Source organism: Microbulbifer mixtoriginis (SeqCode), assembly GCF_052468275.1.
In genome coordinates this window covers 3819452-3832961 of record NZ_CP174341.1, presented here as the reverse complement: position 1 = coordinate 3832961, position 13510 = coordinate 3819452, and the positions used below count along the sequence as shown (strand labels likewise).

14 protein-coding genes are annotated in these 13510 nt (G+C 41.1%); 11 read left to right on the top strand and 3 right to left on the bottom strand.

Annotated elements, in window-relative coordinates:
* The first annotated feature begins 425 nt into the window (after nt 1-425).
* Together ACJJIC_RS16820 and ACJJIC_RS16815 are read left to right on the top strand one after the other, a co-directional pair.
* Nucleotides 426-908 (top strand): hypothetical protein, encoded by a 483-nt coding sequence (locus ACJJIC_RS16820; protein WP_444909185.1) that lies wholly within the window; start codon nt 426-428, stop codon nt 906-908.
* Nucleotides 909-1167: 259 nt separating this feature from the next.
* Entirely contained in the window at nt 1168-1497 is a 330-nt protein-coding gene (locus tag ACJJIC_RS16815; RefSeq protein ID WP_444902696.1) for a cupin domain-containing protein, read from the top strand.
* 24 nt (nt 1498-1521) lie between these two features.
* Here the strand turns inward: ACJJIC_RS16815 and ACJJIC_RS16810 are convergent, their stop codons facing one another.
* Nucleotides 1522-2565 (bottom strand): alpha/beta hydrolase, encoded by a 1044-nt coding sequence (locus tag ACJJIC_RS16810; RefSeq protein ID WP_444909186.1) that lies wholly within the window; start codon nt 2563-2565, stop codon nt 1522-1524.
* 435 nt (nt 2566-3000) lie between these two features.
* Here ACJJIC_RS16810 and ACJJIC_RS16805 point away from each other — a divergent pair, with 435 nt between their 5' ends.
* Both ACJJIC_RS16805 and ACJJIC_RS16800 read left to right on the top strand, forming a co-directional pair.
* Nucleotides 3001-4056 carry a PI-PLC domain-containing protein gene (locus ACJJIC_RS16805; protein WP_445357472.1) on the top strand — a complete coding sequence of 352 codons (1056 nt, stop codon included), beginning with the start codon at nt 3001-3003 and terminating at the stop codon, nt 4054-4056.
* A 180-nt stretch (nt 4057-4236) separates the two neighbouring features.
* Complete coding sequence (locus ACJJIC_RS16800; RefSeq protein WP_444909188.1) at nt 4237-5175, top strand: jacalin-like lectin; 939 nt, start codon at nt 4237-4239, stop codon at nt 5173-5175.
* Between the two features lie 53 nt (nt 5176-5228).
* Here ACJJIC_RS16800 and ACJJIC_RS16795 read toward each other — a convergent pair whose 3' ends face one another.
* Complete coding sequence (locus tag ACJJIC_RS16795) at nt 5229-5696, bottom strand: EamA family transporter (RefSeq protein ID WP_444909189.1); 468 nt, start codon at nt 5694-5696, stop codon at nt 5229-5231.
* The gene (locus ACJJIC_RS16790; protein WP_444909190.1) at nt 5696-6130 is read right to left on the bottom strand and encodes an EamA family transporter; all 435 of its coding nucleotides are present in this window, start codon (nt 6128-6130) and stop codon (nt 5696-5698) included. The genes ACJJIC_RS16795 and ACJJIC_RS16790 overlap by 1 nt, the downstream gene beginning before the upstream one ends.
* A gap of 142 nt (nt 6131-6272) precedes the next feature.
* Here ACJJIC_RS16790 and ACJJIC_RS16785 point away from each other — a divergent pair, with 142 nt between their 5' ends.
* The 7 genes from ACJJIC_RS16785 to ACJJIC_RS16755 all read left to right on the top strand — a co-directional run bounded on the left by ACJJIC_RS16785 (nt 6273) and on the right by ACJJIC_RS16755 (nt 13471).
* Nucleotides 6273-6461, top strand: a complete 189-nt coding sequence (locus tag ACJJIC_RS16785) for a GntR family transcriptional regulator (RefSeq protein ID WP_445357471.1) — start codon at nt 6273-6275, stop codon at nt 6459-6461.
* Between the two features lie 369 nt (nt 6462-6830).
* Nucleotides 6831-7103, top strand: a complete 273-nt coding sequence (locus ACJJIC_RS16780) for a hypothetical protein (protein ID WP_444909192.1) — start codon at nt 6831-6833, stop codon at nt 7101-7103.
* Nucleotides 7104-7144: 41 nt separating this feature from the next.
* A complete protein-coding gene (locus ACJJIC_RS16775; protein WP_444909193.1) occupies nt 7145-8050 on the top strand; it encodes an NAD-dependent epimerase/dehydratase family protein in 906 nt (301 codons plus the stop codon).
* Nucleotides 8047-8700 (top strand): acylneuraminate cytidylyltransferase family protein, encoded by a 654-nt coding sequence (locus ACJJIC_RS16770; RefSeq protein ID WP_444909194.1) that lies wholly within the window; start codon nt 8047-8049, stop codon nt 8698-8700. The genes ACJJIC_RS16775 and ACJJIC_RS16770 overlap by 4 nt, the downstream gene beginning before the upstream one ends.
* 443 nt (nt 8701-9143) lie before the next feature.
* The gene (locus ACJJIC_RS16765; protein WP_444909195.1) at nt 9144-9917 is read left to right on the top strand and encodes a hypothetical protein; all 774 of its coding nucleotides are present in this window, start codon (nt 9144-9146) and stop codon (nt 9915-9917) included.
* Between the two features lie 383 nt (nt 9918-10300).
* Nucleotides 10301-10765: a GNAT family N-acetyltransferase gene (locus ACJJIC_RS16760; RefSeq protein ID WP_444909196.1), complete on the top strand. Its 465-nt coding sequence runs from the start codon at nt 10301-10303 to the stop codon at nt 10763-10765.
* An 837-nt stretch (nt 10766-11602) separates the two neighbouring features.
* Entirely contained in the window at nt 11603-13471 is a 1869-nt protein-coding gene (locus ACJJIC_RS16755; RefSeq protein WP_444909197.1) for a carotenoid oxygenase family protein, read from the top strand.
* Nucleotides 13472-13510 lie beyond the last annotated feature (39 nt).

Here is a 13510-nt window from a genome sequence, read left to right as displayed (position 1 = left end):
ATTTGAGCAATAATATTTATTTCCAAGTGGCTTTTAGTGAAGTTTTTGATTTAATTTTTATTTTTCTTATTCATAAATTATATTGTTGGTAGGGTTGTTAGTGTTTTGATCGGAGTGGCTGAGATGGCTATTCCCTCTGGAATTCTATCGAAATGCATATATTGCAGAAGAGTATATAATCTGGTTGGTCTTGTGATATCTACATAGTCAATATTCTGACTGTCTGTTAACGTTTTGCACAGGTATTGAGAACAACTACCTTTCAAAAAGGTGATATTTAGGATAACCTCCTAGACTCACTGTATTCTGCTGATCGAATTATGACTTATGCTAAGATAGGGTCATTATAGATGTGTACCGAACCCTAGATATAGACCCACTGGTTTTGTAAAGAATTCTAAGCTGTGAGCTCTAGGCTAATAATTATGTTTAAATATTTTTTAGTGGCCCTTTTGTTGTTGATTTTGGCTTCATGTGGCAGGTCCGAGTCACTTTCAGTTGAATCTGGGGGGGAAGCTAGGCTTGGTACTGAAGAGGTCGTTGAGGGGACGCTGGAGCAGGAAAAACAATTACAGGACTTTGTTAGTTCCTCTGAGCTATCTAAAGATGATATTTCAAGTGTGGAAGATCACACTGAAACTCCTGATAACCAACATGGCCCTCAAAGCGCTCTCGCGACTGAAAAAAGCTCTAGGCCGATAGATATCAGTGCAGCTTTCGAGAAGGGCGTATCTTCAGTTGAGAAGTATGATTTCTCCAGAAAAAGCACATTGCCTAATCTTTTTGAGACGCAGCAAAAGGCTGAGAATGTCTCTTTTAGTGGTAAGCTAATAAACGATCCTGAAAATCCTGATTACCTTCAGTCATTGGAGGGGGTGGAATTCTCAATAGAAATTAAAACACGATAGAATAAAATAGAAAGGCAATTCGCTGCATCTAAGGTGGTTGCTGTAATATGTCAATATAATTGCTTCTCTAGTGTTTGTTTGGGTTTTGCTTTATCAAGCTTTTGCCTCTCTTTGATTAACTATTTTTTCTCCATAGGTTAGATACAACCACTAATGTCTTGTGTTACTTTGTTTCGAATGGTGCGCTTTTTATCATCCTGGGCTAATATTTTATTTGCGGGAGCGAGGCTCAAAGTTTAATACATGGAGTGTATCCAGAATGTCAGGAAGTTATCCAGATAGAATTAAGCAGCTACCTCTTTATGATGGTCGGTTTGATGCCTACAAGTTGGAGGCAAAAGGAAGTGATGTTCTTTTTGCATCATATCCGGCGGGAACGGTTATTCCAGATCATACGCATGCGACTGATAATTATGGGGTGATTACGAAAGGCGAGTTGATACTAAGTATGAATGGTGCTGTTCAGCGCTTTGGAATTGGCGATTGGTACCATGTTCCAGCAAATACTGAACATGCTGCCTCATTTGAAGAGGATACAGATGAAATCGAGTTTTGGTTTCAAGCTAAAGATAAAGAGAAAAGCCTTTAATTTCCCCAGCAAAATCTATTGAGTTCAAACAGATTGAATAACCCGAATACGGTCATTCATGGCTCTAATGGAGATTGGGATTGTAGGTGCAAATACCTCCCATGCGTGATTAACGCCTGGACGCAAGTGGAACTCTGTACTTACCTCGTCATTGGCGAGTAAGCGTGCATATTCAATATTTTCATTGCGAAAAATGTCCAATTCCCCAATTTCAATATATGCGGAGGGCAATCCTTCCGCGTTTTTTAAGTGAGCTGGAGCGGCAACAGCGGTTACTTTACTTGTACCCATTGTTTCTCCGAGATAAGCCTGCCAAGCGGTAAGGTTGTCATCATTAGTCCAAAGTACATAGGGAGCCAGCTTTGGGTCCTCAACAGTATTCCGGTCATCAAGCATTGGATATATAAGAATTTGTTTTGCTAAAGAAGGGCCATTCCTGTCCCTTGCTAAGATGGTCAGTGCCGCAGACAGCCCTCCACCAGCACTATCGCCCATAACAGCTAACCTGTTGGGGTCTACTTGCAGCAATTTGGCATTCTTATGGAGCCAGCACAATGCCGAGTAACAATCCTCAATGGGGGTTGGAAAAGGATATTCTGGCGCTTTGCGGTAATCCACTGAGAGAAATGGCACCCCACTCTTTGAGACATAGTTTGCGACTAATCGGTCGTATATTCCTACATCATTGAAGATCAAGCCCCCACCATGTAAGTAGAGTACCGCTGACCCCGGCGTTGAGTTTTGTTTACAGTACCATCGCAATATGATGCTGGATTCATCGGGCAGCTTTACCAGAAAATCTTCTATTGATACATCGGTTGGCATGGGATGGGTTTGAAATACCTCTCTGAGAACATGCTCACCAACCTCACGTCTTGTGGCCACATCACCTACTTCTATTGGCTCTATGGATTCCAGTAAAGCCCTAAATTGCTTGATTGCTTGGCTGAATTGGCTGTCAAGGGTATAGGCCATGATCTTTCCGTATCTTATGGCTTGGTACTGACGGTAGGGTATTTCTATTGGAAAAAGTTGGACGCTTATAGCTTCGTCTATTTTTTCATCCATGTGTTGGAAATGCTGCCTGAATCCAGTGTTGCCTCGGGGGGTAACATTCATCCAGATGGGACGTTCAGAAGTAAAAGTGAAACTTTACAATCATACCTAAATGATAGCGTTCAGCGCTAATTCATTTGTGCCTATTGTGAAATTTTATGAAAAATAGCTTTATAGATTGACTGTGAGCAGCTACTAGGTGTGTGAAGTAATAGTTAAAAAATAAGAAAGATCCAGAGTTATAATTTTCAAGTTACCTCTCAACCCTCCTATCCAAAAATGTGTACGCATTATGGAATGGTTAAGTAACGTTAAGGATTCACTTTTACTGCGGTCTTTTAGGGTAATTTTCCTATTGAATCGCCAGCGCTAGTAAACCCCCGAAAAACTGGAGAGACACTCTGTATTTTGTGTTTTCACTAACAAACGATCTGTCAGGGATAAATAATGCTAAGAATAATTAACTCATTATCTATTTTTTTACTGGGAATCTCAGCATCGATGATGGCTGCTGGAGAAATTGATTCAGGGGATGCAAAGGTGCATCGGTTGGATTTGCAGGGACAAATTGATACTAGGGCACCGTTGTCAAAAACGTTATGGGCAGGGGCACATAATGCCTATGCTTCTTTCCAGTGGGATCAAGGAGTATATACCGATGTTAATCAATGGTATGCCCCTGAGAAGCTGTTCCATCGTGGTATCCGCTTAGTGGAGTACGATACCTACCCTTCATCCACGTTTAGTTCTACTCCACACATGTGTCACATGGGACTTGAAGAGGCCACTATGTGCATATACATGGTAGGCACAGCGGCAACTCTCGGGGATGGCTTTGATGAGATCACAGATTTTCTTGAGGATAATCAGGATGAAGTGTTATTTATAAAATTAGAAGCTTATGATTCAGATTATCATCAGAATTTTAGGAACAAAATTGGTGAAAAGATTGAGAGTCGCCTGGGGGACTATGTTTTCAAGCCAACTGACTGGGGTTACGCGGAAGGGGATTGCGCTTCATTGCCAGTGCAAACTTTAAGCAAGCAAGATGTGCTGGATACAGGGCGAAACATTATTCTTTTTACTCAGGTACCTAGAGAGTATCCGCACACAGGGGATAATAATCTTTGCGATTATCATGATGAATCCAAAACAAGCAAGTATTTAAGGAATGTCTGGATTGGCGTAGATGAAATGGATGCTGCTGGCAATCTAACCTCCAATGAACCTTTGGCTCAAAATTCCAGCCAGTTGACAGTGGATTCTGATGGTAATAGCAGCGCTACCACCCACTATAAAAATGGAAATTTCAGTGTCGTACTGGATGCGACTACGGAGTACAGTAAGAACGATATCAAAATTTATGGTGATACCGTCCAAGAAAAAGCACAGGCAGGTTACCAGCTGATAGAGTTGGCTTTAGTTGAAGCCAATGCAACAACCATTGGAGCATCCAAAGCTCCACAAATTGAAGATTACCTTTGGTCTTGGCGAGATGACTGACCGGGTACCGAGCACAGTTGTAGTTGGCTAACTAATGATGGGGAGATTAGAGATTATGATTGCTCTACGATCCGTGTATTTGCGTGTGTAGATGCTAATAGGAATTGGCACATCAGTGAGTCCACCGGTGCCTGGGCTGATGGCTATAGCGCTTGTGCTGCAGAGGGCTATCAATACGGTATGCCTTATAATGCCCTTGAAAGTACTGAACTCTATGCTGAAAGAAATACTAAGGGCATAACAACTTCGGTTTGGGTAAATTATTATAAGGTATTTGAGGATTTTTGGCTTGCCAGCCAGGATGCTTACTCTGATTATGGTTACCTCAAAAAGGATGCGATTGGTGGCACTGGTGGTTCTGCATTTGATTCCATCGATTTAATCAAGCGTAAACTGCTTGGTAGCGGCACTATGAATTTGAAATCGGTACAAATTCGCTCTGGAAGTCGTATTGATGGGTTAAAGGCTTGTTATGAATTCCAGCAGGCTGTCAGCCATGCAAATGCGAGCGTTCATGAACTTTGCATTGAGTATGGTGACGGAGATGGTGGCTCAATGGGCTCTGTCCTTAGTTTTGACTCCGCCAGTGGTGAATATCTCGATGATGTTAAAATCTGCTGGGATGATGAAAAGTACAGTTCCGGTAGTATTTATTATTTAAAACTGACTTCCAGTACAGGGGAGACAGTTTCAGGTGGCATGCAGCAGGGTTCCTGTAAGAGCTATTCTTCTACCTCTACCCAGCAGATATTTGCTTTCCATGGGCGCCAAGGGGATGAAGTTATTGCTTTGGGTGTGCACAAGCTTTCCAGTTCTTTGATCAATGCTGGCTATTACGCAACGGAATGGCTCAATAATGACAACCCCTCCTCTGGTGGCATTGACTACGAAAGTTTTAATGAACACAAAGCGGCAGGTAATATCTCCAATACCTGTGAAGTAAAAGATGTCGTAAATGTTGTTGGTCGCTTGGCTGATTCCAAACTAGATTACAGGTTTACAGGAGAGAGTATATTAGTGGGGAATCTCGGTTCTAATTATCGTTTCTTCTGTGCAACAGAGAATTGTAGTGATTACGAGGTAAAATACTTCTTTACTACGCCTTCTTGTTTGCCCTAGGTGGCGGAGGTGAGGGCGGGTTGGGAGGCCCAATCCGCACTTACTCTAAAACCTTATTGAATATTTATGGGCACATTTGCTTGCTTCTTTTTGCTCAATCTCACTTTATCCCACTTTATGACTCCCGCAATGAGCCCAGAAATGATCAATAAGCTTGAACAGATTTTCACTATCCCCAGAGGCTCTTGATAAACAAGCCAGCTAGCTAGGAGACCAAAAATTGGTACCAGTAAGGTAAGAGGAGCGATAGTTGATAAACGGTAAGTGACAACCAAACGATTCCAAATCCAATAGCCTAGTAAGGTGGTGGGCCAAGCCTGAAATAGAATTGAGGCTAGGGTAAGCTTATCAATTTCAATAAGGTTGTTTAAAACCTCTTTACCTTCCAGAGCCAACGCAAGAACCAGTAAAGGGATGGGAGCAAACAGAAGGCTCCAAACAATAAAAGCGAAAACCTCCTTGGTATTGGCCGCTTTGACAATCAGACCACTGATACCCCAGCAAGTTGCTGCCAGAATCACTAGCACCACCCCGAGGGGCTGACACTGCCATCCTCAATAAGGAAAGCAATCCATAATCCTAAGATTGCCAGGCTGGCTCCCAATATTTTTTGTGCACTGACCGTCTCTTTAAGGATCAGCCAGCCAAGTAATACGCTAATTGCTGCATTGAGCTGGAGCAGCAGTGATGCCATACCTAGAGAGAGCCCAGCAGTAAGCGAGCAAGTAGCAAGTCCCCAGATACCTGTGCCAAAGACCAAGCTATAGCTGAGGATATAGCGCCAGGCAACGGGCGGCTTGGGAATAAAGAAAATGGCCGGTATTGCTGCAAGAGTGAAGCGCAGCGCGGTAACTAGTAGTGGATTGAGATTTGTCGTACTCACTTTAATGGCAATAAAGTTGACTCTCCAAATAGCCATCACGAAAATTCCAAGGCTCAAATCTTTGTATCTCATAACTACTGTCCCATTGATATCGGGATAGTTTCTGTGCATTCTGAGGTTAGGGACAGATACAGATTTCAATTAAAAAAAGTATACAGTTTGTTACTTTCTGCCCAATAAGGGGCTGGAAGGTTAATTGAGTTTGGGGAGTATGATGCGGTACAAGAGAATGGCTGATCATTTAATGGAAGATATTCGCCAGGTAAAGGTGCAGCCAGGACAAAAGCTTCCGTCTCTACGTCAGCTTGCTCGGGTGAATGAGGTTCGCCTGACTACCGCATTGAATTGTTATCGTTATCTGGAGGAGATGGGATGGGTGAGGACGACGTCTACCATGAGTTAGATCACCAGGGAGTCCCTCCACTCCCAGCATGCCATTGGGATACCGGGGGATACTTATTATGGTGTGGATCTATATCAAAAACACTGAGTTCTGGTTATCGACTGGGTTGGTGTTTGCCTGGACGATATTTAAATTATTACAGGCAGCAACGTCAACTCGAGAGCTTAGGGGTAAATTCACCACTCCAATTGAGCTTGGCTGATTTTATCTGTAGTGGGCAATATGCTAAGCACCCGGCGACATTGAGACCCCGATTGCGGGAGCAAGTTGATCAGTATCGTAATTTCCTGACTGACCATCTCATCCCAAAGGTGTGGATTAGCATGCCAACAGGAGGATTGGTTTTATGGCTTCAAGTTCCCAGGTTAAATGGATAAAGGCTTTCATGATGGTACAATATATGGAAAACCTATAAAAGATACAGTAAAAATATTAAAAGATTTATCAGAAAACTTTAATTTAATTGTATTTTCTTGTAAATGTAACCCTGATAGACCTTTAGTTAATGAAAAAACCGCCAAAGAGTTGATTGAAGAATGGTTAAAAGATAAAGGAATGTTAAAATACATCAGAGAAATTACTTTTGAAAAAACAAATGTTGTTGCTTATTTTGACGACAAAGCAATAAAATTTGAGAATTGAGCTTCTTGTAAAGAAGAATTAAAGAAAAATGGAATTGTAAAATGAAAGTTTTAATAACGGGCGGGTTAGGGTTTATAGGTTATACTTTTGCAAAATTTCTTAAACTTAAAAAACATGATGTTCATATATTAGATAAAAAAACGCCCACCTCTTCACAGAGAAATGAGTTTACTTGCTTTTCATTTGATATGTCCAATAAAGAAAAATTTTCTCTTTTGGGTGAAAAATATGATTATATTTTTCACTTTGCGGCTCAATCAGGAGGATATAAATCTTTATTAGATCCTCAAGAAGATTGTTTATATAATTGTTTGGCTACTGTAAATTTGATAGATTATTGTAAAAAAACAAATATCAAAAAAATAATCTTGTCTTCTTCTATGTCTGTTTATGGAAATAATGAGTTTGTCACAGAAGAAACAAAGGAGAATCCAATTAGCTTTTATGGAGTAAGTAAGCTAGCAAGCGAAAACTATGTTAAGTTGCTATATGAGCATAATAACATTCCTTATACAATTTATAGGTTGTTTGCTACATATGGAGCAGGGCAAGATATGGACAACCTTCACCAAGGAATTGTCAGTATTTATTTGAAATATGCTCTTGATACCGGAGAGGTTCCTATAACGGGAAAAAAAGATAGAGTAAGATCGCTTGTGCATGTAAACGATGTCTGTGAAGCATTTTATCTGTCTATTTCAAATGAAAAAACAGATAGTCAAACATATAATGTTCTGCATGAGGAGCCTCAAACTCCTGAAAAAATAATAAATCAAATTTCAAAAGTGTTAAACAAGAAAGTTTCCATAATAGAAAAAAAAGGTTATGTAGGAGATCAGACACATATAACAGGAGTTAATAATAAGCTAAAGTCAATAGGGTGGGAGCCAAAATTTAATTTATCTTTAGGCGTTAAACACTTTTATGATAATTTTGAGAATATATGAAAAATTTTACAGCAGTCATACCTGTAAGAGCAGGTTCTCAAAGAGTTAAAAACAAAAATTTTAAAAAATTTGCGGATAGCAATCTTCTGCAAATAAAAATCAATCAGGTTAAAAAATTACCAGTTGAAGATATTATAATAAACACTGATTCAGAGTTAGCGATTGAAATCGCAAAAAAGAACAATTTAAAGTATTTTAGAAGAGATCCATATTATGCTTCTTCTGATTGCTCAAATAGCGAGTATCACGAATATTTGGGAAGCACAACCAAATCTAAAAATATTATAGTGACACAGGTTACAAGCCCTCTTGTAAACGAAAAAACTTATTTAGAAGCAATAGAAACATATTTCAAAGGTGATTTCGATTCCTTAATGTCAGTAGTCTCATTTAAAGAGTTTATTATATTTGATAATAAGCCTTTTAATTTCACAAAAAATAAAATGCCAAATTCTCAAGATTTACAAGAATATCTTATCCCCACCTTTGGGCTTGTTATATGCAAAAGAGAAAAATTGATAGAAGATAAGAACTATTTGTGTGGCCAAACTCACTACTATAAGATTTCTAGTGAAGAATCAATAGATATTGATACCGAAATGGATTTTAAAATAGCAGAAATGCTATATAAGGACAAATTTAATATTTAATTAAAGTCATTATTTACTGTCAAATGAGATTACATTCCCAACTCTAGTAAATGAGTACCGCTTGGATATATGAACTGGTGTATGTTTCAGTAGCCTAAATTATTATAAAGATTGACAGAGGGGCAATTGCGGTTTTCCTTTAAGGTATTAAAATGGAGAGTGTTCGCAGGCAAAAAAACAGCTGAAGCAACTGGTTAATCTAATCAATCGGTGTATTAGTGTATAAGTTTTATTGCTGGGTCTGGTGACTATGACTTAGTTTATTGTGCTCTTCTCATGCTTTGGGCCCTTTTGCAATTGAGTAGTACCTGCATACCTCAATGGACGATTTTGGTTAATAGAGGGTTGCTCTGTCACCATATTACAAAAATGTTTCATTCGATTGCTTCACTTTGCTAGAATCCGCGACGATTTTGAGAGAGTAAGTTCACGGAGGATTTCGAATGAAAACCATTGCATCCTTATCTGTAGTAGCTATGGCTGTTGCTGCTGCTATTCCTGCACAGGCCAACACAACGTTTGATTTGCCGAATTTTAGCCAATGCTCCGAGGCTGCGACTCAGAGCAATACAAATGACCGTGAGGTGTACCGCATTTTTTCAGATTTCTACTATGAAATTGAAGATAAGCGCGAGTATGCCGTTATCGCGGTGAAAAACTGGGCAAAAAACTTTGCCTCTAGCTGTATCACTTCCACCACTCAAATCACATTAGATGATGTACAGTGTGATGATTTTATCGGTGGTGCGCCAGTTTGCCGTATAGAAAGTGATGAAGGTGACTATGTTGTTGTAAAAGACTACGTTGATTCCACCAATGTAGTCCTTTCCAAGCATGACCAACAAAACTGGCCTGCAGTTCACACCTCTAATGACATGGACATGCTGTGGATGGCCAATCCTGCGAAGTGTTACTCCGACCTTCTAAAGTCTGGTGTGGATTCCCAGGCGTATTACCTGGATGCCTATAATTACCGTTACTTTGGTGATTACCGATTTGTGTTGGCTAGAACTACACGTGATCTGGTGCAAAATCTGGCTGGACAATCTAATCAATGTGCCTATGAAACGATAGGTATTGAAGCCAATAAAATGGAGTGTTCAGAGACCTCTGGCGGTACTAAAATATGTGCTTCCAGGCACACCAATGCAGGTTATTTCGTATTTGTTAGTGATGACAACCACGGAATGCATGTGGTATTTAATCGCTGGGACTGATAAGTATTGATGGTTGTGAAAGCTCCTCAAGTGGGAGCTTTTTTTGTTTCTCTGTGATATTTCCCTGTTAATAAGATAGGCTTTTTGTTCTCCAATACGCTTAACTGTCCCTGGCCCCATTTCAAAGTAATCTCTAACTTTTTAAGCTGAGGGAATAAACAACTGGTTTCAGCTACTCAGTATGAAGGTAATTCCTGAGAGCTTTGGCTACCGCCTCTCCCCTTGTTCTGAAAAATACTCCTTTCGCTGAATATTGATTTTAGGGGCAGTATTTATTTCCCCTTGCTATAAGTGCTTTAGGCTGATAGCCTGAAAATGTGATCACATTTTCAGGCTTTTGAAGACTCTTATTTTTTTGATAAATAAATTCAGGGAGTAGAAGTATGCAGGGTGAAATAATAACTGCCACGCCAAAGCATGCCGATATAGTAGCGCATCTAGTTGCCAAGCTATTAATGGCTTTGGTGGGGCATAAGCGTGAAATCGAACCTGATCAACTCATTGAGGCAAGTAACAAGCTGCTGGTAAGGGAGAGTGCTTATAATGCTTTTCTTTATAGAGTTGAGGGTGAGATTATTGCTGTTATTACCGTTTCCAGGTCTGCAGCTATTTATGCTGGGGGGTATTATGGCGTAATTGAAGAGTTTTACGTAGAGCCTGAATACCGAAGTCAGTCGATTGGAAAAAAAATGCTGGACCGAGTGGTTTATTTTGCAAGAGAGCAGGGGTGGCCACGTTTGGAGGTGAGTACACCAGAGAAGGACAAGTGGAGCAGGACAGCAGATTTTTATCGTCGGGAAGGATTTTCAGATAACTCTAATGGGGAGAGGTTGAAGCTGGAATTATAGTCCTTATATTCCTATAAGGTTCGGTACGTTCTGTATGCCTATTTTCCTTGCGGTTTTTATTGATTGTATCGGGCCCTATATAGGCTGAGAAATCGATGTGTATTAAGGTGGGAAGGTTTATATTAATTCGCTCTCATCCTTTAAATTTAGGACTTTGTAAGGGTGCCTCAACAAGCTTTCTACAAATAATACTTCTATAACATTGAGCGTTGAGAGTGGACGGGAAATATATGCTATGCCGATTAATGTAAATATTTGTTTGGTGGTGAAAAACTCCCTGCTTTAGCCTTTTAGCCTTTTAGCCTTTTAACCTTTTAACCTTTTAACCTTTTAACCTTTTAGCCTTTAAGGCTGAATAAATCGTTGTGGCAACATTAAGTTGCACGATTTTTTAGTGGTAAATGTCTAGGGGGTTGTGGTGGTTGAAATAAAAATAGAGTTTGGCTCTTTGAGATTTTCTAGCCTAGATGTTCGGAATTACAATAAGTACTGAAAAAGATTCTCATTTCCGTCTGAGTTAATGCTTGGAAATATGATTTAGTAGATGTTTTATTGATATTATTTTGCCTGACTGTTTAGTTCTGTAGGGCGCTTATGCTTTACGGAAAAACTGGTTAACAGTGTCATCATCTCGTTCTTGATTTTTGCGGTTTAATATAATTAACTGCCGCTCGGGTTTAAATATTTTCACCTTTGGTGTGCTCGCCAAGCTGGGAAATAATAAATATATATCGCTTGGTGAAGAGGGTGTTAAAAATCAAATATGAATACATTGCACTAAATTTATAAACATAAGGTCAGTTAAAGCAGTCGGCCGTTTTTATTACAAGGAAAATAATGAAACGTCGCGATCTTCTGAAAGCCGCAGGTGCTCTATCGGCACTGCCACTGGCTGGTATGACCAGTTCTACAGCTCAGGCAAGTAATCGCCTAGAGGATTCCACCTTCCCAAAGTCAATTATGCATGGCAGCCTGCAGGATTCTTCCGGTTTCCTTAAGGTGGTTCAAGGTAACTTGCCTGATGATGTTACCGGCCATTTGTTGATGGCCGAGGGGATTCCTCTCGCTCCTAACCATTTGACTCCAAATGGAAAAGGTGCGCTTACCCGGTTGGATTTCAGTGGTAGAGCCAGTAATGGCAGTGTGGCTTATACGCGAAAAATGATCAGAACCGCCTCTGCAATTATGCAGGAGCAAGATTTGAGTGGTTTCGATAAGTTTAATTTGCTGGGGGGAACTATCTATTCCAGCCCAAATCTTGGCTTTATGAATTATTGCAATACGGCCCCCAATTATATGGGGGAAAATCGCTTTGCGATGAGCTATGAGGGTGGGGTGCCCTATGAGTTCGATGCTACCACTCTGGAAATGATAACCCCTATTGGTGAGGTGGGAGAGTGGGAATCCAGTCTTCCTCCTCTATTGGATAACCTAACGCCAAAGAAGTGGTTGTTCCCACAAATTCGCACTACTGGTCACCCCTTCTTTGATTTGGCGTCCGGTGAGTGCATTACCATCAATTATGGTGGCAATATGGGTGACTCCGGTCGCTCGGGCTTTATTCGCTTGATTTCCTGGGATCAGCGGGGGGCTTTCAAAAGCTGGAATATTCGTGATCGCCAGGGAAATAACGCTTATATCGCGGCCAGTTCCCACTCCCTGGGGGTTACTCGTAACCATGTCATTATTTTTGAGACCGCGGCGAGGGTCGAATCCACTCGTATTCTCGGTACCCATATTGTGCTGCCGCAGGAACACAAAACTCGCTGTTGGGTGATACGCAAGTCGGATATGGTACCTGGGCGTGAGGATATTATTGCTGACTACCTGGAGCTGGGCTTTGATACCTCCGATATTGTTTGCAACTATGACGACAGTGCCGGTGAAATCACTCTCTATGGCCAGTATATGGGAGCCATGGATAAGTCTGAACAGCTGTTCCGCTATGAAATATTCCAAGAGGGTGGGCTAGTGCCCAAGTGGTTGTCCGGCTATCCGGCGGCGCCTGTGGATGTTGGAGGTCTGGTGCGGGCTAGAATTCAGGTAACGTCCAACTTTGCACGGGAAATCAAAGACGATTACCGGGTTATCCGCGATGAAAACCTCCTTTGGGATATGAATGACCCAGCTTATCGAGGGCACTTTCAGTTTCCAGAGACATTTGAGCATCTGTATTGGGCTGCGGTGGGCTACCGCCCAGATTTGGTTTCTATGCGCGTTTCCTGGGCATACCGCAATTACCCAGAACGTTTTTATAGTTATTGGGATATGCCCGAGCAAAGTAAGCCATCTGCTTTGGTGCATATGGATTGCACCCGCATGCAAATTGCCGATGCTTATCAGTTCCCCGATGACTGTGTGATGCGGACACCGCAGTTTATGGCGCGGCCTGGATCCACCGCGCAGAATGATGGTTATCTAATTGCTGCGGTTGTTCGGAAAAATCCGAGTAGTGCGCAATCCAACGGTAAAGAGTTCTGGATATTTGATGCTGCCGCACTCAGCCGGGGGCCACTCTGTATCCTCGCCAGTGAGTCTTTGGAATTTGCTACCACTAACCATGCCCTGTGGGTGCCCTCTATAGGTCGCCGTCCAGCTATGGCTTACCGTTCTGGATATGGGGATTTCCTACGTAGTAAAGCGCCTGATCACAGTCGCAATGTTCAGGAAATAATCGACCGGGAGCTACTACCTAGATTTGGTTAATTTTTTCATTAATTGAAATACAACAACTCAGTAATGCAA